The 21,030-nt window shown below is 70.4% G+C and carries 23 protein-coding genes; 2 read left to right on the top strand and 21 right to left on the bottom strand.

Translation table 11 applies throughout. The annotated features are described in order from the left end of the window. Positions 1 to 117 precede the first annotated feature (117 nt). Positions 118 to 954, bottom strand: coding sequence for a translation elongation factor Ts (gene tsf, locus ACWBNA_RS29635; protein ID WP_482707573.1), 837 nt, complete (start codon positions 952 to 954; stop codon positions 118 to 120). A 97-nt stretch (positions 955 to 1,051) separates the two neighbouring features. Further along, entirely contained in the window at positions 1,052 to 1,996 is a 945-nt protein-coding gene (gene rpsB, locus ACWBNA_RS29630) for a 30S ribosomal protein S2 (RefSeq protein WP_482707572.1), read from the bottom strand. A 282-nt stretch (positions 1,997 to 2,278) separates the two neighbouring features. Here rpsB and ACWBNA_RS29625 point away from each other — a divergent pair, with 282 nt between their 5' ends. Then, entirely contained in the window at positions 2,279 to 2,869 is a 591-nt protein-coding gene (locus ACWBNA_RS29625; protein WP_482707634.1) for a M23 family metallopeptidase, read from the top strand. A 307-nt stretch (positions 2,870 to 3,176) separates the two neighbouring features. Here ACWBNA_RS29625 and ACWBNA_RS29620 read toward each other — a convergent pair whose 3' ends face one another. The 18 genes from ACWBNA_RS29620 to proS form a co-directional block, all read right to left on the bottom strand. Further along, positions 3,177 to 3,734 (bottom strand): TetR/AcrR family transcriptional regulator, encoded by a 558-nt coding sequence (locus ACWBNA_RS29620; protein ID WP_482707633.1) that lies wholly within the window; start codon positions 3,732 to 3,734, stop codon positions 3,177 to 3,179. Between the two features lie 82 nt (positions 3,735 to 3,816). Continuing rightward, positions 3,817 to 4,659 carry an RNA polymerase sigma factor WhiG gene (gene whiG / locus ACWBNA_RS29615; RefSeq protein ID WP_217234646.1) on the bottom strand — a complete coding sequence of 281 codons (843 nt, stop codon included), beginning with the start codon at positions 4,657 to 4,659 and terminating at the stop codon, positions 3,817 to 3,819. A 282-nt stretch (positions 4,660 to 4,941) separates the two neighbouring features. Further along, positions 4,942 to 6,096 carry a DNA-processing protein DprA gene (gene dprA, locus ACWBNA_RS29610; protein ID WP_482707632.1) on the bottom strand — a complete coding sequence of 385 codons (1,155 nt, stop codon included), beginning with the start codon at positions 6,094 to 6,096 and terminating at the stop codon, positions 4,942 to 4,944. A 2-nt stretch (positions 6,097 to 6,098) separates the two neighbouring features. After that, a complete protein-coding gene (locus ACWBNA_RS29605) occupies positions 6,099 to 7,718 on the bottom strand; it encodes a YifB family Mg chelatase-like AAA ATPase (protein WP_482707571.1) in 1,620 nt (539 codons plus the stop codon). A 1-nt stretch (position 7,719) separates the two neighbouring features. After that, entirely contained in the window at positions 7,720 to 8,091 is a 372-nt protein-coding gene (locus tag ACWBNA_RS29600; protein WP_482707570.1) for a YraN family protein, read from the bottom strand. 142 nt (positions 8,092 to 8,233) lie between these two features. Then, on the bottom strand, positions 8,234 to 8,542 hold the full coding sequence (locus ACWBNA_RS29595; protein WP_123991871.1) for a DUF2469 domain-containing protein: 309 nt from the start codon (positions 8,540 to 8,542) through the stop codon (positions 8,234 to 8,236). Positions 8,543 to 8,598: 56 nt separating this feature from the next. Beyond that, positions 8,599 to 9,129 (bottom strand): NUDIX hydrolase, encoded by a 531-nt coding sequence (locus tag ACWBNA_RS29590; RefSeq protein ID WP_482707569.1) that lies wholly within the window; start codon positions 9,127 to 9,129, stop codon positions 8,599 to 8,601. After that, the gene (gene lepB, locus ACWBNA_RS29585) at positions 9,119 to 9,895 is read right to left on the bottom strand and encodes a signal peptidase I (RefSeq protein ID WP_482707568.1); all 777 of its coding nucleotides are present in this window, start codon (positions 9,893 to 9,895) and stop codon (positions 9,119 to 9,121) included. Before lepB (ACWBNA_RS29585) ends, ACWBNA_RS29590 begins: the two co-directional genes overlap by 11 nt. Before the next feature lie 94 nt (positions 9,896 to 9,989). After that, positions 9,990 to 10,970, bottom strand: a complete 981-nt coding sequence (lepB, locus tag ACWBNA_RS29580; protein ID WP_482707567.1) for a signal peptidase I — start codon at positions 10,968 to 10,970, stop codon at positions 9,990 to 9,992. Continuing rightward, on the bottom strand, positions 10,858 to 11,952 hold the full coding sequence (gene lepB / locus ACWBNA_RS29575; protein ID WP_482707566.1) for a signal peptidase I: 1,095 nt from the start codon (positions 11,950 to 11,952) through the stop codon (positions 10,858 to 10,860). Before lepB (ACWBNA_RS29575) ends, lepB (ACWBNA_RS29580) begins: the two co-directional genes overlap by 113 nt. After that, positions 11,945 to 12,685, bottom strand: a complete 741-nt coding sequence (lepB, locus tag ACWBNA_RS29570) for a signal peptidase I (RefSeq protein WP_482707565.1) — start codon at positions 12,683 to 12,685, stop codon at positions 11,945 to 11,947. The genes lepB (ACWBNA_RS29575) and lepB (ACWBNA_RS29570) overlap by 8 nt, the downstream gene beginning before the upstream one ends. A 45-nt stretch (positions 12,686 to 12,730) precedes the next feature. Beyond that, positions 12,731 to 13,081 carry a 50S ribosomal protein L19 gene (rplS, locus tag ACWBNA_RS29565; protein WP_482707564.1) on the bottom strand — a complete coding sequence of 117 codons (351 nt, stop codon included), beginning with the start codon at positions 13,079 to 13,081 and terminating at the stop codon, positions 12,731 to 12,733. 133 nt (positions 13,082 to 13,214) lie between these two features. Further along, positions 13,215 to 14,048: a tRNA (guanosine(37)-N1)-methyltransferase TrmD gene (trmD, locus tag ACWBNA_RS29560; RefSeq protein ID WP_482707563.1), complete on the bottom strand. Its 834-nt coding sequence runs from the start codon at positions 14,046 to 14,048 to the stop codon at positions 13,215 to 13,217. Beyond that, the gene (rimM, locus tag ACWBNA_RS29555; protein WP_482707562.1) at positions 14,048 to 14,662 is read right to left on the bottom strand and encodes a ribosome maturation factor RimM; all 615 of its coding nucleotides are present in this window, start codon (positions 14,660 to 14,662) and stop codon (positions 14,048 to 14,050) included. The genes trmD and rimM overlap by 1 nt, the downstream gene beginning before the upstream one ends. A gap of 109 nt (positions 14,663 to 14,771) precedes the next feature. Continuing rightward, positions 14,772 to 15,011, bottom strand: coding sequence for an RNA-binding protein (locus ACWBNA_RS29550; protein ID WP_005479813.1), 240 nt, complete (start codon positions 15,009 to 15,011; stop codon positions 14,772 to 14,774). Between the two features lie 2 nt (positions 15,012 to 15,013). Beyond that, a complete protein-coding gene (gene rpsP, locus ACWBNA_RS29545; RefSeq protein WP_482707561.1) occupies positions 15,014 to 15,433 on the bottom strand; it encodes a 30S ribosomal protein S16 in 420 nt (139 codons plus the stop codon). A 293-nt stretch (positions 15,434 to 15,726) separates the two neighbouring features. After that, positions 15,727 to 16,329, bottom strand: a complete 603-nt coding sequence (locus ACWBNA_RS29540; protein WP_482707560.1) for a hypothetical protein — start codon at positions 16,327 to 16,329, stop codon at positions 15,727 to 15,729. Positions 16,330 to 16,588: 259 nt separating this feature from the next. Then, positions 16,589 to 18,004: a proline--tRNA ligase gene (gene proS / locus ACWBNA_RS29535; protein ID WP_482707559.1), complete on the bottom strand. Its 1,416-nt coding sequence runs from the start codon at positions 18,002 to 18,004 to the stop codon at positions 16,589 to 16,591. A gap of 198 nt (positions 18,005 to 18,202) precedes the next feature. On the opposite strand from proS, the gene ACWBNA_RS29530 reads away from it, so the two are divergent. After that, positions 18,203 to 19,057 (top strand): methyltransferase domain-containing protein, encoded by an 855-nt coding sequence (locus ACWBNA_RS29530; protein ID WP_482707558.1) that lies wholly within the window; start codon positions 18,203 to 18,205, stop codon positions 19,055 to 19,057. Here ACWBNA_RS29530 and ftsH read toward each other — a convergent pair. Continuing rightward, the gene (gene ftsH / locus ACWBNA_RS29525; protein WP_482707557.1) at positions 19,054 to 20,994 is read right to left on the bottom strand and encodes an ATP-dependent zinc metalloprotease FtsH; all 1,941 of its coding nucleotides are present in this window, start codon (positions 20,992 to 20,994) and stop codon (positions 19,054 to 19,056) included. The two genes, ACWBNA_RS29530 and ftsH, sit on opposite strands and share 4 nt — an antisense overlap. Positions 20,995 to 21,030: the final 36 nt, after the last annotated feature.

The following is a 21,030-nucleotide window of genomic DNA, read 5'->3' as shown; positions in this document are numbered from 1 at the left end:
CCCATGCGCGGCAATGGCCTCCTCGTCAGATCTGCTGTCGTCCGCCACACATGTGACGGCGTACGCGGACGACTGCTGCCGACCCTATCGGGGTCGCGCGTCGATCGCGGTACGGACTCAGATGCCGACCTTGATGCGCGTGAAGCGCTTCAGGGTGACACCCGCCTCGTCCAGAACCTTCTGGACGGACTTCTTGTTGTCGAGTGCGTACGGCTGGCCGAGCAGCGTGGCGTCCTTGAAGAAGCCGTTGAGGCGACCCTCGACGATCTTCGGCAGGGCGGCCTCGGGCTTGCCCTCGGCGCGGGTGGTCTCCTCGGCGACGCGGCGCTCGGACTCGACGACCTCGGCCGGCACGTCGTCCTTGGAGAGGTACTTCGGCGCGAAGGCGGCGATGTGCTGGGCGACGCCCTTGGCGATCTCGGCGTTGGGCTTGTCGAGCTCGACGAGGACACCGATCTGCGGCGGCAGGTCGGGCATCGTGCGGTGCATGTACGCCGACACGAAGCCGTCGGAGAACTGCGAGAAGCGGTCCAGGACGATCTTCTCGCCCAGGTTGGCGTTGGCCTCGTCCACGAACGCCTGGACGGTCTTGCCGGGCTCGATCTCGGAGGCGAGCAGCGCCTCGAGGTCGGCCGGGGCGGTCTTGGCGACGTGCTCGGCGATCGTGGTGGCGACGGCCTGGAACTTGTCACCCTTGGCGACGAAGTCCGTCTCGCACTTCAGCTCGACGAGGACGCCGGAGGAGTTGTCGTCGGCGATGATCGAGACCACAGCGCCGTTCTCGGCGGAGCGGCCCTCACGCTTGGCGACGCCCTTCTGGCCCTTGATACGGAGCGCCTCGACGGCCTTCTCGACGTTGCCCTCGGCCTCGTCCAGTGCCTTCTTGCAGTCCATCATGCCGGCGCCGGTGAGCTCACGGAGCTTCTTGACGTCGGCGGCGGTGTAGTTCGCCATGATTCTGGAATCTCTTTCGAAGTCTGAAGATCTACGGGCGCCGGACGGCGGGGGCTTCGTGGGCCCCCGCCGTCCGGAACCCGAAGGTCGTGAGGGGTCAGGCCTGCTCGGCGGCCTCGGCGGCGGGGGCCTCGGCGGGGGCGTCGGCGGCAGCCTCGGCAGGGGCATCGGCGGGAGCCTCAGCGGCGGCCTCGGCCGGAGCCTCGGCAGCGGGGGCCTCGGCGGCAGGGGCCTCGGCAGCGGCGGGGGCCTCGGCCTCGTCGGCCTTCTTCTCGCCCTCGAGCAGGTCGCGCTCCCACGCGGCGAGCGGCTCGCCCGCGGCCTTGTCGCCCTTGCCCTCGGTGGCGACACCGGAGCGGGAGATGAGGCCCTCGGCGACCGCGTCCGCGATCACACGGGTGAGCAGCGTGACGGAGCGGATCGCGTCGTCGTTGCCGGGGATCTTGTAGTCGACCTCGTCGGGGTCACAGTTCGTGTCGAGGATGGCGACGACCGGGATGTTGAGCTTCCGGGCCTCGCCGACCGCGATGTGCTCCTTCTTGGTGTCCACGATCCAGACGGCGCTGGGAACCTTGGACATCTCGCGGATACCGCCGAGGGTCTTCTCCAGCTTGGCCTTCTCGCGCGAGAGCACGAGAAGCTCCTTCTTGGTCAGACCGGACGCGGCGACGTCCTCGAAGTCGATCTGCTCGAGCTCCTTGAGGCGCTGCAGACGCTTGTAGACGGTCGAGAAGTTGGTGAGCATGCCGCCCAGCCAGCGCTGGTTGACGTAGGGCATGCCGACACGGGTGGCCTGCTCGGCGATGGCCTCCTGCGCCTGCTTCTTCGTGCCGACGAACATGACCGTGCCGCCGTGGGCGACGGTCTCCTTGACGAACTCGTAGGCGCGGTCGATGTACGACAGCGACTGGAGCAGGTCGATGATGTAGATGCCGTTGCGCTCCGTGAAGATGAACCGCTTCATCTTCGGGTTCCAACGACGGGTCTGGTGACCGAAGTGGACGCCGCTTTCCAGCAGCTCCCGCATCGTGACGACGGCCATGGCCGTTCTCCTTGGTGTTCTCGGTTGTGCCGCGCGTGCCGGGATGGCACTCGCGCCTGACGCCCGCGATGCGCCTTGCCGCTAGGGACCGAGAGGCGCTGACACCGGCTGTTTGAGGGCCTGATGTCGGGGCGTGCGAAGTCGACCCGGTGACCCGGATCGCCAGAAGAAGTGTACGGGACCCGCGAGGCACCGGGTGACGCCGCTGTCCACAACCGGTAGGTGGTCCACAGGCCCCGGCCACGATCGAGGCGGGTGCGGGACGGTTCTCGCATGCGAGCGATGCGATGTGCGGTTACGTGGACGGGGTTGCCGCTGCTTCTCACGGCGGCGGTACTGCTCTGCGCGCCCCTGCCGACGGTCCGGCCGGCCCCTTTCGACCCGGCGGCCACGGACACCTCCGTCCCACCCCTCGGCCGCACCTGGCCCGTGGGCACCCGCCCACCGGTCCTCCGCGGCTGGGAACCCCCGGCGACGGCGTACGGCCGCGGCCACCGAGGCATCGACCTCGCGGCCGGTGCCGGCACACCGGTACGGGCGGTGGCGACGGGCCGGGTGTCCTTCGCGGGCCGGGTGGCGGGCAAGGGGGTCGTCTCGGTGGAGCTGCCGGGGACGGGCAGCCCACCGCTGCGCACGACGTACGAGCCGGTACGGGCGTCGGTGAAGAAGGGTGCGGAGGTGGCGGCGGGCGAGGTGGTGGGCACGGTGGAACCGACCGGCTCTCACTGCACGAGCACATGCGTGCACTGGGGCCTGAGAAGGGGCGAGACCTACCTGGACCCGCTCTCCCTGCTGCCTCCATGGCTCCTCACCAGAGAGCCGCCGCGACTCCTACCGGTGATCGGCGTCCCGATGCCACCCCAGTCGACCTAGCCACCGACAGCCGACACCACCTGTCCGCGGCCGGCGGGAAGGGGGCACGGGTGGGCGCGGACGGGCAGGAGTGGGGGCGGACGGCACCCCGCCAACGCAGGCGCGCTGTCCGCGGGCAGTCGTGCCGCTGGGGCGCCACGGGTGGGCGCGGGCGGGCGGACGGGCAGGAGTGGGCGCGTACAGCACCCCGCCAACGCAGGCGTGTGTCCGCGGGCAGTCATGCCGCTCGGGCGGCACGGGTGGGCGCGGACGGCACCCCGCCAGCGCCGGGCAGCGCGGACTCACCCCCGCCCGGCCACAGCGGACGTCAGCCCCGGACGCCCCGCAGCGCCATGGAAACCGCCGCCTCCGTGATCACCGAAGGCTCCTCCGCCGCGCCCAGCTCGATCCGCCGCACAGCCGCGTCCACAACCCCCTGCAGCAACATCGCCGCCATCCGGGGCTGGGCGTGCCCCATCTCCCCCAACGCCTCGACGATCATCGCCACGAGCCCTCCGTGCGCGGCCCGGATCTTCTCCCGGGCCCCCGCGTCCAGCTCACTCGCGGAGATCGCCACCACGGCCCGGTGCCGCCGGTCTCCGACCAGCGCCAGCTGCTGCCGCACATACGCCTCGACCTTGCCCTCGGGCTCCTGGGCCCGCTCCATCGCCGACGACACCTCCGCCGCCCAGACGGGGAAGTCGACCTGGCACAGCTCCTCGACCACGGCGGCCCGCGACCGGAAATACTCGTACACCGACGACCGCGCGAGCCCTGTCCGCTCGGCGAGGGCCGGGAAGGTCAGCGCCTCCGTCCCACCCTCGGACAACAGGGAACGAGCCGCGTCCAGCAGGGCGGCTCGCTGCATCGACCGGTGCTCGGCCACGGAGGCCGCTCGAATCCTTGGCACCCGACCACTCTACGGACGGACCACCGCCGACGGGAGTGACTCCACTCGCCCCGCCGCCTCAGCGACCGAAACTCGCCAGCTTCGCCCGCAACTGGAGCACCGACTTGGTGTGGATCTGACTCACCCGGCTCTCGGTCACCCCCAGTACGTTCCCGATCTCGGCGAGCGTGAGCCCTTCGTAGTAGTACAGCGTCACCACGGTCTTCTCCCGCTCGGGCAACGTGTTGATCGCCCGAGCCAGGAACCGCCGCAGTTCCCGGTCCTCGGCCACCTCCACCGGGTTGTCCGCGGCGGTGTCCTCCAGCGTGTCCATGAGGCTCAGCCGGTCGCCGCCCTCACCGCCGACGTGCAGCAGTTCCTCCAGGGCCACCACGTTGGCCAGCGACAACTGGCTGAAGACCGCGTGGAGGTCGTCGACCGCGATGCCCATCTCGGCGGCCACCTCCCCCTCGCTCGGCGTCCGCCGCAGCCGCGCCTCAAGCGTGGCGTACGCCCGCTCGACATTGCGCGCCTTCTGTCGCACGGACCTCGGGATCCAGTCCAGCGCGCGCAGTTCGTCGATCATCGCGCCCCGGATCCGGGTGATCGCGTACGTCTCGAACTTGATCTCCCGGTCGACGTCGAACTTCTCGATCGCGTCGATGAGTCCGAAGACCCCCGAGGACACGAAGTCCGCCTGCTCCACGTTGGGCGGCAGGCCGACGCTCACCCGTCCCGCCACGTACTTCACGAGGGGCGAGTAGTGCAGGATCAGCTGCTCGCGCAGCCGCTCGTCCCCTGTCGCCTTGTACGACCGCCACAACTCGTCGAGCGTCGAGGGAGCGGGCGGCCGCACGCTGCCACCCTCGCGGGCGGCTGGGGGGATCGCCGCCCGGTCGGACCCGGAGGTGTGCTGGGGCATTCGTCGCCTTGTGCCGTTCTGCCGTGATGTGGGGGTGCCTGGGTGAGCTGTCGGGCTGATGTCGTTCTGATGTCGAGTCGCCTGTCTGTGTCGGAATCCACGTGAGCGTAGCGTGACTGTGGCGTCGCAGTGCGCGAACGGCGTGGCCCAGGCCGTGCGCAGATACGTTCAGCTGGACGCCCCATCGCTACACGGTCGTCGCTCTGCGTGATCATCGAATCGCGCCAACTGCGGGGATTTCCAAGGGCATCAGGGTTCCCCCGGACGGCCGAACACGCTCGGTCAGCACCCGCCCGCGGCACCGCCCGCGGAGATCATTGCCTGGCGTGTCAACTTCCAGCCGTCGCCGTGTCGTTCGACGTAACCAAGTGCTCGGAGTTCGTACAGTCTCGCGACCGCGTCGTCCCGGGTCGTCAGCGCGCCGCGCGCGATCTCGTCCGGCGTCGCCGCGCGGTGACCGGGCAGCGCGGCCAGGACCTGCCGTGCCGCCGCGTCGAGGAGATCCCGCGGCAGCACGGGCCCGCGTCGGTCCGGGGCCAGCTCCCCCATGTCACCGACCAGTTCGACGACTTCCGCGGCGTCCGTGACCAGTGCCGCCTCTCCGCGCAGCAACTCGTGCACACCGGCGGACAGGCCGCTGGTGGCCGGTCCGGGCACGCCCATGGTGTGGCGGCCCAGACGCTGTGCCGCACGTGCCGTGGCCAGCGAACCGCTGCGATGGGCGGCCTCGACGACGACGGTGCCCCGGGTGAGCGCGGCGATCACCCTGTTGCGCAGCACGAATCTGCTCGGGGTCGGGTGGTCGCCAGGCGGCAACTCCCCGATCACCAGGCCCTGCTCCGCGATCCTGGTGATCAAGTGCGTGTGTCCGCGCGGGTAGGGCCGGTCCACTCCGCAGGCGAGTACGGCGACGGTGGCCCCGCCGGCACCAAGGGCCCCGCGGTGGGCGGCGCCGTCGACCCCGTAGGCGCCGCCGGACACCACGACCCAGCCACGTTCGGCGAGGTCCGCGGCGAGGGTGGCCGCCATGTGGGCGCCGTACTCGGTGCAGGCGCGGGCGCCCACGACGGCCACCGAGCGGAGCGCCCACATGCGCAGGCTGGGGCTGCCCCGCACCCACAGCCCGAGCGGGCGGGCGTCCCCCAGGTCGTCGAGCTGCCCCGGCCACTCGCTGGCGCCCGGACCGACGAACCGCACACCGGCGTCCCGCGCGACGGCGAGATCCCGGCCGGGCTCGACCCCCGCGACCCGGCCGACCAGCCCGGCCCACCGCTTGTCGCTCACCCCGGGCAACGGCATCACACCGTCCCGCAACCGCCGGACCACCTCTCTCACGCCGTATTCCCGCACCCACCGCCCGGCGATCTCGTCACCGGGCTCGACGACCCGAGTGAGAAAGACCCGTCCGAGCAGCTCGCCGTCCGGATCGGCGCCCATGCTCACGTCAGTGCTCCGATGGCCATGGGGACACCTCGTGGCACTCCCGTACGCAGTTGCAGCGCCAGGGCGACGTCGCTCGCGTCGGGACGGTCGTGACCGACGAGGTCGGCGACGGTCCAGGCCACGCGCAGCACCCGGTCGATCCCGCGAGCGGTCAGCACGCCCCGCTCCAGGTTGCGCTCCGCGTCGTCCATGGCACCGGCCACCGCATGCCAGCGGCTGCGCAGCTCGCGTCCGGGAACCTCGCTGTTCGTGCGCCACGGTGTCCCGGCGAGGCGGGCCACCGCACGTTCCCGGGCCTCCCGGACCCGGCCGGCCACCGTGGCCGTGGACTCACCCCGGGCACCGCGCTCGGTCAGCTGGGCGCGCGTGACCCGGTCCACCTCGACACGCAGGTCCACCCGGTCGAGGAGGGGACCGGACAGCCTGGCCTGGTAGCGCCGGATCGAGGAGGGCGGGCACTCGCACAGGTCGTCCGTCTGGGAGAAGCGGCCACAGGGGCACGGGTTGGCCGCCAGCACCATCAGGAACTTCGCCGGGAAGCGCACCACGCCCGCACTGCGAGCGATCACGACATGGCCCGCCTCCAGGGGCTGCCGGAGGGCGTCCAGGGCCCGACCGCTGAACTCGGGTGTTTCGTCCAGGAAGAGGACACCGCGGTGCGAGAGGGACACCGCGCCCGGCCGGGCGATGCCGGGGCCCCCGCCGACCAGTGCCTGCATCGTCGCCGAGTGGTGCGGGGCGCAGTAGGGGGCGACGTCGATCAAGGGCTTGCCCGCGGGCAGCAGGCCCGCCACCGAGTGCACCGCCGTGACCTCCAGCGACTCCTGGCGCTCGAGCGGCGGCAGGATCGCGGGCAGCCGCTCCGCGAGCATCGTCTTCCCGGCGCCGGGCGGTCCCTCGAGGAACAGGTGGTGCCCGCCCGCCGCGGCGACCTCCACGGCCGTTCGCGCCGAGGTCTGGCCCACGACGTCGGCGAGATCGTAGTCGAGCTGTGCGGCACCCACGCTGTGCATTCCCGTGGCGGCGCCGGTGCCCGGCACCCGCAGGCCGGCCAGGAGCGGATCGGGGCGGCCCAGGTCGTCCGGCTCCTCCTCCGGCACGGGCTCGTCCGCGAGGACCGCGATCAGCTGCCGCAGACTGCGTACCCCCAGCACGGACACCCCGGGCACCAGGGATGCCTCGGCGGCGGCGCATTCCGGCACCACCACCTGCTCATAGCCGGCGTCGGCCGCGGCCAGTACCGCCGGGAGGATGCCCCGCACCGGTCGCACCCGGCCGTCGAGCCCCACTTCTCCGATCATCACGATGTCGGCGAGCACCCGCGGATCGATCCGCTCGGCCGCCCCCAGCACCGCGGCCGCGACGGCCAGGTCGAATCCGCTGCCGCTCTTCGGGACGGACGCCGGGCTCAGGCCGACCGTCAGCTTCTTCTGGGGCCATGAGGCGCCCGAGTTGACCACCGCGGCCCGCACCCGGTCCCGGCTCTCCGTGAGGCTCTTGTCCGGCAGTCCCACCAGCGTGAACGCCGCGACCCCAGGTTCCAGGTCGGCCTGGACCTCGACCACCACGCCCTCGACGCCCACCAGCGCCACCGAACACGTACGTGCGAAGCCCATCTCAGGCCACCCCCCGCACATGCTCGACCACCGGCGCGCCTCGGCTGGGCAGGACGACTCCCACCAGGTCGATGCGGACGCCTCCCGGCGGTGCCCCTCCGTGTGCGTGGATCCAGCGTTCGGCGAGGCCCCGCAGGCGCTGCGCCTTGCCGGAGGTCACCGCGGCCATCGGATGCTCGAAGACTCCGGCCCGCCGCGTCTTGACCTCGCAGACGACCAGGACGTCGCCGTCCCGCGCCACGATGTCGATCTCACCGGTCCTGCCGCAGCGCCAGTTGCGCTCCAGGACCGTCATCCCGGCCTCCGCCAGCCGCCGCGCGGCCAGCGTCTCGCCGTACTTGCCGAGTGCACTGCGTGCCTGGTGTGTGTTCATGTCGGCACCACCTCCGGCGCCAACCGTCACGCAACCGCCACCAAGAAGTGGATCTTGGTGGACTACTCGGCGGTTGTGGAAAACCCCGTCACCCTGGCGGGGGAAAACTCAACGGATCCGACCACCACCTCAGCGGACCGACTCAGCCGCCCGGCATCTCCAGATCACTCTTGTTCAGCTCCTCGATGTTCACGTCCTTGAACGTGAGCACCCGCACCTGCTTCACGAACCGAGCCGGCCGGTACATGTCCCACACCCAGGCATCCGCCATGGACACCTCGAAGAACACCTCACCCTGGACCGAGTGCACCTGCATCTCGTAGTCGTTGGTGAGATAGAAGCGCCGCTCGGTCTCGATCACGTATTTGAACAGACCGACGACATCGCGGTACTCCCGGTAGAGCTTGAGCTCCATCTCGGTCTCGTACTTCTCGAGGTCCTCGGCGCTCATGGCATGTTCCCCTTCAGCCGTGCGATCCCACCATTGTGCGCCAGTCCCGCGAGCCCCTAGACGATTTCGGTGTCCAAGGTCACGGGCCCGGCCGGGGGACCTTCGTCGAGCAGCCTGCTCAGCAGCTCGGCGAGTCTGGTCGGATACACCGTCTCATGTGCCTGGCTCAGTTCCCGACACGTCCACCAGCGCGCTCCGGCGACGCTGCGCCGTTCCAGCTCGGTAAGCCCCCTGGCCTCGGTGGCCGTCTGGGTCGTACGGGCCAGGTAGTACCACTCGTCCTGGTCCCAGCGTCGGCCCGCGAACGGGAAGGAGCACGTCCGCCGCCACAGGACCGGGCCGAGCTCGACCTCGGTGATGCCGGTCTCCTCGGCGAGTTCCCTGAGCGCGGCCTCCTCATGAGTCTCGTCGCCCTCGAGGCCGCCGCCGGGCGTGAACCACCAGTCGTCGGCCGGATCGTCCGGCTCGTGGCCGTGCAGGAGAAGGATGCGGTTCTCGGGGTCGAGCAGGACGACCCGGGCCACCTTGCGCAGACCGCCCTCGTACGCGTCGCGGCCCGTGCCCGTGCCCGTCGCCTCAGCGGGCACCGGCCAGCTCCGTCCGCGGCCGGGAGCGGCCGCCGAACAGCTTGGCGACCGGGCCGTACGCGCCACCGCCGAGGACCAGCGCGGCTCCGAGGACGATCAGCGTGACGATCGTACGGAGCGGGCCCGGCGAGGACAGCGTGCCGAGCGTCTCGAAGCCGGTCGGCCGCTCCAGCATGCCGTTCATGGGCCAGACGACGGCGTCCACCCGGGCCGTCACGGCGCTCCGGGCCACCGTGCCGCTCGCCGCGTCGGTGAGGTGGGCCGTGGAGTCCAGGGAGCCCGCTCGCTCGTCGCCCAGCAGGAACAGCCTGCCCTCAGGCACCGTCACGGTCGGAAAGCCCGTGATCTCGGCCGCGCTTCCCTCGGGCAGATACGGTTCGTCGATCTGCTTGCCGTTGACGGTCAGCTTGCCCTCGCTGCAGCAGGCCACCGTGTCGCCGCCGATGGCCACGACCCGCTTGACCACGGGGGCGTTGGTCACCCAGGTCTTGTCCTTGAAGACGACGACGTCGCCACGGCGAATCTCGTCGCCGTCGACGCGCTGGGCCAGGACCCGGTCGCCGGCGTTGATCGTCGGCGTCATCGATCCGGTGGGCACGGTGTACGGGCGGTAGGACACCGCTGCCCAGGCGAAACCCCCGAGGAACAGCACGAGGCCCAGTGCGACGGCCAGCCCGGACAGTCTCTGTCCGGTCCGGCTGCCCACCGGGCCCGTGTCTGTGCCGCCGCTGCGCGGGGCCGTACGCGTCGTGCTCTCGCCACCCATGGGTCCGCACCCTACCCGGGGGTACCTGACCGGGTCAGCCCTTCGGCCCCGGTCAAGGTCACAAGCTGTACGAGGGTTTTGTCGAGCCTTGACCTCAGCGGGTCTCGGCCACGGCGATCTTGCGACGGCGCCACAGCGCCACCGGCACCACGCCGACGAACGCGAACGCGCTCGGCGCGGCCGTCAGGGCCGCGGACGCCGCCGCCTGGGTGTTCAGCCCTGACTGGTCGAAGGTGTCCGGGACCGGCAGGGTGCCCCAGCGGTTGATCGGCCAGGCCTTCACGATGGCGCGGCCGACGACCTCGTCCACCGGGACCATGCCGTGGTACTTGTCGCTCTGGTTGTAGCGCGAGTCGCGCGAGTTCTGCCGGTGGTCGCCCATGACCCAGATGGAGCCCTCGGGGACCTTCACGGTGAACTGGCCGCCCTGGTCGTCCTGGCTGCACGGGGTGTTGCCGGGGTAGACGTACGCCGACTCGTCCAGTGCCTTGCCGTTGACCTTCAGCGGGCCGGTGCCGCTGCACGAGACGGTGTCGCCGCCGACGCCGATGACCCGCTTGATCAGGTCCTTCTCGGACGGGGACGGCATCAGGCCGATCCAGCTGAGGAACGTCTGCACGGCGTTCGGATTGGTCGTCGGCTCGCCCGCCAGCCAGTTGCTCGGGTCGTGGAAGACGACGACCTCACCGCGCTCGGGTTCAGAACCGAACCACGGGGTGAGCTTGTCGACCAGGACGCGGTCACCCTCCTGGAGGGTGTTCTGCATCGAGTCGGACGGGATCGAGAACGCCTGCAACAGGAAGGTCTTGATCAGCAGCGCGAGCACGAGCGCGATGCCGATCAGGATCGGCAGCTCCTTCCAGAAGGAGCGCGGCTTCTTCGCCCTGGAGGAGGAGCCACCCCGTCCCTGATCGTCCGTTCCGGTCTCGTCGGCCCTTGTGCCGTCTTCGGCCGCCCCGGAGTCATTCCCGGAGGTCACGGCGCTGTCCGCGGCCGGGACGGCTGATTCCGCGGGTCGCCCGCGGTGCTCCTCGCCGTCGTGTCCGGACCGTGCGCCAACCGCCACATCCCCCACGCCAACTCCTTACTCTGTGCCGCTGCCTGGCCCACGTTCGGCGCAGGCCCACCACTCCCATAACGAGCGGGAGTTCCGCAGGGCTCGGGAGTTGGGCAGATGCGTTCGGATCGTCGGGAGCAACCCTAAGCGACAGCTGGGGAGCCGCGGTCGCCCCGGACGCCGAGTCGGACACCGAAGCGTAGGTTATCGGCTCGTCCAGCGCGTTCCAGTGACCGAAGGGCCAGGCGATGACCCTGGCCCGGCCCACCACCGAGTCCTCGGAGACCGTGCCGCCGTAGTCGGTGTCCTGGTGAGCGCGGGAGTCCGCGGAGTTGGCCCGGTGGTCGCCCATCACCCACAGCCGTCCCTGCGGGACGGTGATGTCGAACTGTGTCGTGGACGGGGCGTTTCCGGGATACAGGTATTCCTCGTTCAGGGGAACGCCGTTGACGGTGACTCGCCCTTGCGTGTCACAGCACTTGACGCGGTCGCCTCCGACACCGACGACCCGCTTGATGAGGTCCTTCTCGTCGTCGGAGGGCAGCAGGCCGATGAAGGTGAGCCCTTCCTTGACCTGCTTGACGACGATCGGGTCGTCCTTCTTCGTGGTGGTCTGCTCGTCCTTGAGCCAGCCGCCGGGGTCCTTGAAGACGACCACGTCCCCGCGCTCGGGCCTGGACCCGAACCACGGGGTGAGCTTGTCGACCAGGACGCGGTCGCCGATCTGGATCGTCTGCTCCATGGAGCCGGACGGGATCACGAACGCCTGGACGAGGAAGGTCTTCAGGACGAGGGCGATGAGGACGGCGACGCCGACGAGAAGGGGTATCTCCTTGACCGCGCCGCGCCTGCGGCGCCGCTTGACCTTGCGCTGGAGCTTGCGCCGCTCCGCGCGGGTACGGCCGCCGGTCGGGCCGACCGAGGAGCGACGGGAGCCGGTGGGCAGCAGGTTGTCGGCCGCGCTGTCGGGCGCACCGCGCGGTTTGCCGCGGTTACCCATGGGCGCCGTCCGCCGGGTTCGGCTCGCTCGGCTCCTGGCCGGGCACGCGTGCGTAGGCAGCGGGAAGGCGCAGGCGGGTGAAGTGGCCGGCGGGCCAGAGGATCCAGTCGGCCCGTCCGATGACCTCGTCGACGGGGATCATGCCGCCGCCCGGTGAGCCCAGGTGGTCGCGGGAGTCGCTGGAGTCGCTGCGGTGGTCCCCGAGGAGGAAGAGGGTGCCGGCGGGCACCTCGACGTCGAAGGGCACCGTGGAAGGGCTGTCTCCGGGGTACAGGAACGTCGACTCGTCGACCGACCGGCCGTTCACCTCGATCCTCCCCTCCCTGTCACAGCAGACCACGTGGTCTCCCCCTACCCCCACAACGCGCTTGACGTAGTCCCCGTCCCCGAAATACCCCGTTCCGTCGAACACGACGACATCGCCGCGCTGCGGTTCGGAACCGAAACGGTACGCCAACTTATTTACGAGAACGCGGTCCCCGATCCTCAATCCCCTTTCCATGGATCCGCTGGGAATCTGGAACGGCTGCACCACGAAGGTGCTGAGCAGCAGCAGGAAGAGCAGGCACAGCAGCAGGGTCAGGGTGATCCGCCCGCCGGGTAGCCATTCGGCGGCCCGCGACACCAACGCGAAACGCGACCGGCCCTCCGGCCCTCCTGTGTCCGAGATCTCCTCGGCATCACAAGGGCGGGAGGAGCGGTCGCGCTCCGTCGGCTGTGCTTCGGTGTCCATCGGGGCCAGATGCTATCCGGCCCCTCTGTGGGACTCCGCGCGCGATCAGTTGTCGCGCTTCTCCTTGATCTTCGCGGCCTTGCCGCGCAGCTCGCGCAGGTAGTAGAGCTTGGCGCGACGCACGTCACCGCGGGTGACGAGCTCGATCTTCTCGACGATCGGGGTGTGCACCGGGAAGGTGCGCTCGACGCCGACGGAGAAGGAGACCTTGCGGACCGAGAAGGTCTCGCGGACACCGGCGCCCTGGCGGCGGATGACTACGCCCTTGAACTGCTGCACACGGGAGCGGTTGCCCTCGATGACGCGGACGTGGACGTTGACCGTGTCACCCGGGCGGAAGGCCGGGATGTCGGTGCGCAGCGACGCGGAGTCGACGGAGTCGAGCAGGTGAGACATTTCGTCTGCTTTCCTCGCTGATGCCACAGGTCATCAACGGAAACTAGGTTCTTTGGGTGGAGTTGCACGGATCGGGGCGGGCGTCGTGTCCCCCTGTGGCAGGGGCGCACGCCGGACGACGCACAACAGCGGCCTATTCTTCCACGTCGTCCGGCCTGCGCCAAAATCGTCCGTACGGCTGCCCTGCCGGATCCGGCGCCCAGCCCAGGATGGAGAGCATCTCGCGGTCCTTCTTGTCGAAGAGCTTGGGCTCGCAGCGCTCGATGAGATCGGGCCGGTTGGCCGCCGTGCGCTTGAGGGCCTCGTCGCGGCGCCAGCGGGCGATCTTGCCGTGGTGGCCGCTGAGCAGCACGTCCGGGATGCCGCGCTCACGCCACTGGGGCGGCTTGGTGTAGACGGGGCCTTCCAGGAGGTTGGCCATGGGCCCGGGCGCGAAGGAGTCGTCCTGGTGCGACTCGGCGTTGCCCAGGACTCCGGGCAGCAACCGGGCCACGGCCTCGGTGACGACGAGTACGGCCGCCTCGCCGCCGGCGAGGACGTAGTCGCCGATGGAGACCTCGTAGACCGGCATCCGGGTCGCGTACTCGTCGATGACGCGGCGGTCGATGCCCTCGTAGCGGGCGGGGGTGAAGACCAGCCACGGGCGCTCGGAGAGCTCGACGGCGAGTTCCTGGGTGAAGGGGCGGCCGCTGGGTGTGGGGACGATCAGAGCGGGCGCGTGGGAGCCCGTCTCGTAGCCGTCCGCGAGGATCTCGTCGAGCGCCTCGCCCCAGGGCTCGGTCTTCATCACCATGCCGGGACCCCCGCCGTACGGGGTGTCGTCGACCGTGTTGTGGCGGTCGTACGTCCAGGACCGCAGGTCGTGGACGCGCACGTTCAGCTGTCCACGCGCGCGCGCCTTGCCGACGAGGGAGACGTTCAGGGGTTCCAGGTACTCGGGAAAGATCGTGACGACGTCGAGCCGCATTACGCCTCTTCCCCGGCGGAGTCCCTGGAGGAGTCACCCGAGGAGTCACGCGAGGAGTCCTCCAGGACGTCTGTGGCGGAGTCCCTGGCGGACGCGATCACGGCGTTGTCGTCGATCAGTCCCGGCGGCGGGTCGATGACCGCCCGCTGCTCCTCGAGGTCGATCTCGGTGACGATCTCCTCGACGAAGGGGATCATCACCTCGCTCCCGTCGGCCCGCTCGACGATGAAGAGGTCCTGGGAGGGCAGGTGCGAGATCTCGGTGATCCGGCCCACCTCCATGCCGTCCTTGGTGACGACGTCGAGGTCCATGAGCTGGTGGTCGTAGTACTCGTCCTCGTCCTCCGGCAGCTCCTCCGGATCGACATCGGCGATCAGGAGGGTGTTGCGCAGCGCTTCGGCGGCGGTGCGGTCGCGCACGCCCTCGAAGCGCAGCAGGAGGCGCCCGCTGTGGACGCGGCCCGTTTCGATGGTCAGCGGACCGGTGGCGGCCGGGTCGGTGGCCAGGACTGCGCCGGGGGCGAGCCTGAGCTCCGGCTCGTCGGTACGTACCTCGACGGTGACCTCGCCCTTGATGCCGTGGGCGCGGCCGATCCGTGCGACTACCAGCTGCACTGTGCTTGCTCTCCTGTCATACGACGGGCCGTTCGACGTCGGACATACGACGTCGGGCCGGGGACGGCCCAGTGGCCCTCCCCGGCCCGAGCCGGTGCTGCGTTTGGCGTCAGCGGACGTGATCCACGTCGACGAGGTCGACGCGGACACCGCGGCCGCCGATGGCGCCCACGACGGTCCGCAGGGCGCGTGCGGTGCGGCCGTTGCGGCCGATCACCTTGCCGAGGTCGTCGGGGTGGACCCGGACCTCCAGCACTCGCCCGCGACGCAGGTCGCGCGAGGCGACCTGCACATCGTCAGGGTTGTCGACGATGCCCTTCACGAGGTGCTCGAGAGCCTCCTCGAGCATGCTCAGGCCTCGGTCGACGCGGACTCGGCCGGGGCGTCGTCCTTCTTCTCAGCCTTCTTCTTCTGGGTGATGGCCTCACCCTTGCCCTCGTCGTCGCCGCCGAGAGCCTCGAACAGCGGACGAGCGGCCTTCTCGGCGGGCTGGAGCAGCGGAGCCGGGGCGGGCTCGCCCTTGAACTTCTGCCAGTCGCCGGTCTTCTTCAGGATGGCGAGCACGGGCTCGGTCGGCTGAGCGCCGACGGAGAGCCAGTAGGCGACGCGGTCGGCGTCGACCTCCATGCGCGAGGGGTTCTGCACCGGGTGGTACAGGCCGATCTCCTCGATCGCACGGCCGTCACGACGGGTGCGGGAGTCGGCGACGACGATGCGGTAGTGAGGCGAACGGATCTTGCCCAGACGCTTCAGCTTGATCTTGACTGCCACGGGAGTGGGTTCTCCTGGATTTGACGTGGTTGGGCACGGCGAGATGGCCGCGTGGGGTTGCGGTACCCGAGTGCCCGATGGACGCGTCAGCCGGAGGCGAGAGGGTTCCTGTGCGGCTGTCGAGTACAGCTGGCCATTCTGCCACACTCCGCGGGTCGGGTCCGACCGCGGGTGCCCCGAGGCACGCCTGAGAGGCGCCCGGCGCCACGGGGTGCCGCTGCCTTACGGCCGCAACGGCGCCCCGCGCCCCTGCCTTCCGCGCGTCCGGCACCCACGAGATGCCGGTGAGGCGGTCAGCCGGCCGCCGCGCCCACGATCTCCGGGATCCGGAACGGCTTCCCGCACCCTCCGCACACGATCGGCGCCTGGGCCAGTACCGACGGGACGACCCGGACGTTGCGCCCGCAGTCGCAGACCGCCTTCACACGGACGCCACCACCGGAGGAGCCGTGGCGGGCGGCCGGCCCCCGGAAGGTGCTGGACGTGTCGGCGGCGGTCGCCACCGAGTGGGCCTTGAGGGCGCGCTGGACGCGCTCGATGGTCGGGCGGTAGCGGCGCTTCGCCTCGGGGGTGAGCGTGACCAGGGAGAAGCCGCTGCTGGGGTGCGGTTCCTCGGGGTGGTCCAGGCCCAGCTCCTCGGCGATCGCGAGGAATCTGCGGTTGTGGTAGCGGCCGGCACGGGAGGTGTCGCGGATGCCGCGCGCGGCGGCGATGCCATGGACTGCCTCGTGAAGCAGTCGCTCGAAGGAGAGCTCGTGACCGCACGCGGACGACGACTCCCCGATCAGGGACTCTGGCGCGGCAAGATCGGGCAGCTCGGGGTGGTACCGCTGAATGTCGGCCCACGCCTCTGCCAGCTCTGCGGCGAGAACAGGTGGTGTCTGTGTCGTGCTCACGTAATGACAACGAGCCAGAGTGCCGCTGTGTTCCGATTCCGGGCATCCCAAATAATTTGCACGTACCCGTCAGTTGCCGCTGATGCGTCCGGACGAGGGCGGGTGCGCTGATCTGCGGATAAGCCTCACAGCTCGTCACAAGCTGGTGCGTAGTCTGACGTACGCCCCGGCGCGTAGACGATGTCCACGCGCCGGGGTTCGTGTGTTCCGCAGTTGTGCAAGAGGCGTTTCGGTCGCTCTTCCGCCGGAGGGGCGCTACTCAGTAAGCGCGCGCGACGATCGCGACGTTACCCGGTGCGTCGCCGTCCTTCGGCACCGACCCGTCCTCGGCGACGAGACACCGTACGGTCGCCGAGTGCTCGGCCAGCTTGGCCTCGCCCTCTTCGCCGAGGCTCGCCCAGGGGACGCGCGCCCAGCCGCCGGCCACGGCGGCCTCGACGGCCTCCTCGATCGTCGACACCTCGGAGGTACGGGACTCGCGGCGCTCGCGGGACTGCTTCAGCAGCAGCGCCTGGTCCTCTTCGAGGATCGCGGGGAGGAGGCCCACGAGGGAGTCCAGGGCCACCGGCTCCTTGCCTCCGGGGATGCGGCGGGCCAGCATCGCGGTGCCGTTCTCCAGGTCACGGGGCCCGATCTCGATCCGTACGGGCACGCCCTTGAGCTCCCAGTCGACGGCGCGGCGGCCGAAGGGGGTGTCCACCCGGTCGTCCACCTGGACGCGTACGCCCGCCGCCTTCAGGCGGTCACCGAGCTCGCGGACCTTGGCCAGAACCGCCTCGTCGTCCTTGATGGCGAGGACGACGGCCTGGATCTGCGCCAGGCGCGGCGGGACCCGGAGGCCGTTGTCGTCGCCGTGCATCATCACCAGGGCGCCGATCATGCGCGTGGTCGAGCCCCAGGAGGTCTGCCAGACCAGTTCCTGTGTGCCGTCCTTCGACAGGTACGAGGTGTTGAACGCCTTGGCGAAGTTCTGGCCGAGTTCGTGGCTGGTGGCCATCTGGAGGGCCTTGCCGTCGCCCATCATGCCTTCGAGCGTGAGGGTGTTGATCGCGCCGGCGAACCGCTCCTTGACGGTCTTGCGTCCGGGGACCACGTCCATCGCGAGGACGTTCACCATGAAGTCCTCGTAGACCCTGCGGTGGATGTGCGAGGCGAAGTCGCGCGCGTCCTCGAACGTGGCGTGCGCGGTGTGGCCCTCCTGCCACAGGAACTCGGACGTGCGCAGGAACAGGCGGGGCCTGAGCTCCCAACGGACCACGTTTGCCCACTGGTTGATCAACAGGGGCAGGTCGCGGTAGCTCTGCACCCACTTCGAGAAGTAGTCGTTGATGATCATCTCGGAGGTGGGGCGGACGACCGCCGGCTCCTCCAGCTCCTTGCCGCCGCCGTGCGTGACCACGGCCAGCTCCGGCGCGAACCCCTCGACGTGCTCCGCCTCGCGCGCGAGGTAGGACTGCGGGATCAGCAGCGGGAAGTACGCGTTCTGGGTGCCCGTCTCCTTGATCCGGGCGTCCATCTCGGCCTGCATCCGCTCCCACAGACCGTACCCGTACGGTCGGATCACCATGGTGCCGCGCACCGGCCCGTTGTCGGCCAGCTCGGCCTTGCTGATCAGATCCTGGTACCAACGCGGGAAGTCGTCCGCGCGGGGCGTGAGAACGGGTGCCTTTGCCATGGCGCGATGGTACGGGCCCAGGTTGCCGGGATGTGAATTCTCGCCACTCCCACCGCGAACCCGCAAACCGGGCCCGACAACCCCTGGACGCGGGCTCGAGTGCGGAGTTATCTGGCATACGGGGGGAGTGCGGCGCACGGCACGGGGGCTACGGAATCGGGCACAGCGGCAACTCTCGGCGGATTGGGGCGCGTACCTATGACACCTACGCTCGTGCGGCAGCATCTGTCCCATACGGGGAGAGCACCCCGTGTGGACCTCGGTGCACGCGCGCGTGACTGGTCCGAGATCCAGGAGCGGATGCTGGTGCCGCTCTACGAGGCCGTCTACGAGCGACTCGAAGTGGGCCCCGCCTCCAGGCTGTTGGGCCTCGGCTGCGGCTCGGGGCTCGCCCTGCTGATGGCGGCCTCCAGAGGTGCCGCGGTGACCGGTGTCGACGCCTCCCCCGAGCGGCTGGCCCTCGCCAAGGAGCGGCTGCTGCCGTCGGCGTGGGGCACGCGCGGGCGGGGCGCCACCCGGCTCGTCGAGGGTTCGCCCGGGGACGCGGCCGACCCGGACACGCCTGCGTACACCCTGGTGACCGCCTTCGAGCCCATCGGGTGCCTGGCGGGCGACTCGGAAGGGCTCGCGGAGCTGCTCGCCTCGGCGGTGCCGCTCGCCGCGCGGGGGGCGACGGTGGTGCTGGCCGGCTGGGGTCCACCGGAGCGGTGTGCCACGTCGTCCGTGCTGCGGGTGGCCACCAAGCTGGCGGATCCGCTGCGCGGTACGGGCAGTTGGCGCCTCGCCCTGAGGGACGACCTGGAGGAGGTCGCCCAGCGGGCCGGCCTCAAGCCGGACGGCTCCGGCCGGGTCGCCTGCCCCTTCGGGTACGCCGACGTCGACAGTGCCGTACGAGGACTGCTGTCGACGGGGCTCTTCGACGCGGCGATCTCCGCGACGGACCGGGTCCAGGTCGACAAGGAGCTGACGGAGGCCCTGCATCCGCATCAGCGCCGGGACGGCACGGTGTGGATGCCGAACGTGTTCCGGTACCTGGTGGCGCGGGTCCCCTAGGCGTCGACGTCCTTGCGTAGACGCGTGATCCCCGCGATCCGGTACACGGCCGTCTCCTCCAGCGTCTCGTTCGCCAGCAGCGCCTCGGCCAGCGCGTTCAACTGGCCGCGGTGGTCGCGGAGTTTGCGGCAGGCCTCCTCGTAGCACTCGTCGACGATCCGCCGCATCTCGTGCTCGATCGTGTCGAGGGTGCCCGGGGCGGCCGCGAGGCCGTAGGCCTGCTGGGCGTCGTTCGGGAGGGCGGACAGACGGCCGACGCGCTCGCTCATGCCCCAGCGGGCGACCATGCCGCGGGCGATGTTGGTGACCTGTTCGAGGTCGTTCTCGGCGCCGGTGGTGACGACGCCGTAGACGACGTGCTCGGCGGCCATGCCGCCGAGCGCGCCGATGATGCGGCCGCGCAGGTACTCCTCGGTGTACGCGTACCGGTCCGCGTCCGGCGTGGACAGCGTCACGCCGAGGGCCCTGCCGCGCGGCACGATGGTGATCTTGCGGACCGGGTCGGCGCCGGGCTGCAGCATGCCGAGCAGGGCGTGTCCGCTCTCGTGGTACGCCGTTCTGCGCCGCTCCTCCTCGGGCATCACCAGCGGGCGTTCGGCGCCCAGCTGCACCTTCTCCAGGGCCTGCGAGAGGTCGGTCTGCGTGACGTGTTCCTGCTTGCGCTTGACCGCCAACAGGGCCGCCTCGTTGGCCAGGTTGGCCAGTTCCGCACCGGTCATGCCCGGGGTCGTGCGGGCCATCTGGGCCAGGTCGACGTCCTCGGCCAGCGGGATCTCTCGGGTGTGGATCGCCAGGATGGCCTCGCGGCCGCCGCGGTCCGGGGGCGAGACCATGACGACCCGGTCGAAGCGGCCGGGGCGGGTCAGGGCCGGGTCGAGGACGTCGGCGCGGTTGGTCGCGGCGATCACGATGACGCCCTCCGCGCCCGAGAAGCCGTCCATCTCGGTCAGGATCTGGTTCAGCGTCTGTTCGCGCTCGTCGTGGCCGCCCATGCCGGAGCCGCCGCCGCGGACCCGGCCGATGGTGTCGATCTCGTCGATGAAGATGATCGACGGCGCCACCTTGCGGGCCTCCGCGAACAGTTCGCGGACGCGGGAGGCGCCGACGCCCACGATCATCTCGATGAACTCGGAGGCGGACGCGGAGAAGAACGGCACGCCGGCCTCGCCGGCCACCGCACGCGCGAGGAGCGTCTTCCCGGTGCCGGGCGGGCCGGCCAGCAGCACGCCTCTGGGCATCTTGGCGCCCATCTTCCGGTAGGCGTCCGGGTTCTTCAGGAAGTCGACGACGTCGTTGAGCTCGCCCTCGACCTCGTCGATGCCCGCCACGTCCTCGAACGTCGTGCGCCTGTGCCCCGACTCCAGCCCCACCGGCCGGGGCGGCGCCTTGCGGCCGAGCATCCCGCCCGCGCCGCCCATGCCCGCGCTCATCCGCCGCGCGATGAAGATCCACAGGACGACCAGGAGCAGCATCGGGGCCAGCGAGATCAGCAGGTTGGACAGAAGGCTGCGCTGCTGGACGACCGGCTGCGCGGTGACGGTGACCTTGTTCTTGGTCAGGTCCTCCCAGAGCTGGTCGTCCGCGAAGGTCGGCCGCTCTGTCTTGAACTTGGTGTAGGTGCCGTCGCCGTCGGGGTTGTCCTGCTTCTTCTTGAGCTGCCCCTGGATCGCGTCGCCCTTGGCGTAGATCTTGGTGACGTTGCCGGCGTCGACCTGCCTGCTGAACTCCGTGTACGAGACCGTCGGCTCGTCGCCGTCGTTGAAGAAGGACAGCACGAGGTTGGCGAGGAGGAACACGAGCAGCGCGGCGACGGCCAGACTCCACCAGCCGCCGCGCGGCCGCCACCTGCCCGACGGCGTCTTCGGCGGCTCCTCCGGGGTGCCCTCGGTGCGCCAGGGCTGGTCAGGGGCCTTGCGCGGCGGCACAGGGTTGGTCATACCGGGACGTTACGACACGGATCACGCACCGGCACT

It is taken from the genome of Streptomyces sp. Q2 (genome assembly GCF_056820935.1).
Note: the sequence above shows the minus strand (reverse complement) of the source record. Positions and strands in the feature narration are given on the sequence as shown.

Excerpts from the sequence above, each read along its gene's own strand:
- tsf (WP_482707573.1), bottom strand. The coding sequence starts at position 954 with ATGGCGAACTACACCGCCGCCGACGTCAAGAAGCTCCGTGAGCTCACC.
- rpsB (WP_482707572.1), bottom strand. The coding sequence starts at position 1,996 with ATGGCCGTCGTCACGATGCGGGAGCTGCTGGAAAGCGGCGTCCACTTC.
- ACWBNA_RS29625 (WP_482707634.1), top strand. The coding sequence starts at position 2,279 with ATGCGATGTGCGGTTACGTGGACGGGGTTGCCGCTGCTTCTCACGGCG.
- whiG (WP_217234646.1), bottom strand. The coding sequence starts at position 4,659 with ATGCCCCAGCACACCTCCGGGTCCGACCGGGCGGCGATCCCCCCAGCC.
- dprA (WP_482707632.1), bottom strand. The coding sequence starts at position 6,096 with ATGGGCGCCGATCCGGACGGCGAGCTGCTCGGACGGGTCTTTCTCACT.
- ACWBNA_RS29605 (WP_482707571.1), bottom strand. The coding sequence starts at position 7,718 with ATGGGCTTCGCACGTACGTGTTCGGTGGCGCTGGTGGGCGTCGAGGGC.
- ACWBNA_RS29600 (WP_482707570.1), bottom strand. The coding sequence starts at position 8,091 with ATGAACACACACCAGGCACGCAGTGCACTCGGCAAGTACGGCGAGACG.
- ACWBNA_RS29595 (WP_123991871.1), bottom strand. The coding sequence starts at position 8,542 with ATGAGCGCCGAGGACCTCGAGAAGTACGAGACCGAGATGGAGCTCAAG.
- lepB (WP_482707568.1), bottom strand. The coding sequence starts at position 9,895 with ATGGGTGGCGAGAGCACGACGCGTACGGCCCCGCGCAGCGGCGGCACA.
- lepB (WP_482707566.1), bottom strand. The coding sequence starts at position 11,952 with ATGGGTAACCGCGGCAAACCGCGCGGTGCGCCCGACAGCGCGGCCGAC.
- lepB (WP_482707565.1), bottom strand. The coding sequence starts at position 12,685 with ATGGACACCGAAGCACAGCCGACGGAGCGCGACCGCTCCTCCCGCCCT.
- rplS (WP_482707564.1), bottom strand. The coding sequence starts at position 13,081 with ATGTCTCACCTGCTCGACTCCGTCGACTCCGCGTCGCTGCGCACCGAC.
- trmD (WP_482707563.1), bottom strand. The coding sequence starts at position 14,048 with ATGCGGCTCGACGTCGTCACGATCTTTCCCGAGTACCTGGAACCCCTG.
- ACWBNA_RS29550 (WP_005479813.1), bottom strand. The coding sequence starts at position 15,011 with ATGCTCGAGGAGGCTCTCGAGCACCTCGTGAAGGGCATCGTCGACAAC.
- proS (WP_482707559.1), bottom strand. The coding sequence starts at position 18,004 with ATGGCAAAGGCACCCGTTCTCACGCCCCGCGCGGACGACTTCCCGCGT.
- ACWBNA_RS29530 (WP_482707558.1), top strand. The coding sequence starts at position 18,203 with ATGACACCTACGCTCGTGCGGCAGCATCTGTCCCATACGGGGAGAGCA.
- ftsH (WP_482707557.1), bottom strand. The coding sequence starts at position 20,994 with ATGACCAACCCTGTGCCGCCGCGCAAGGCCCCTGACCAGCCCTGGCGC.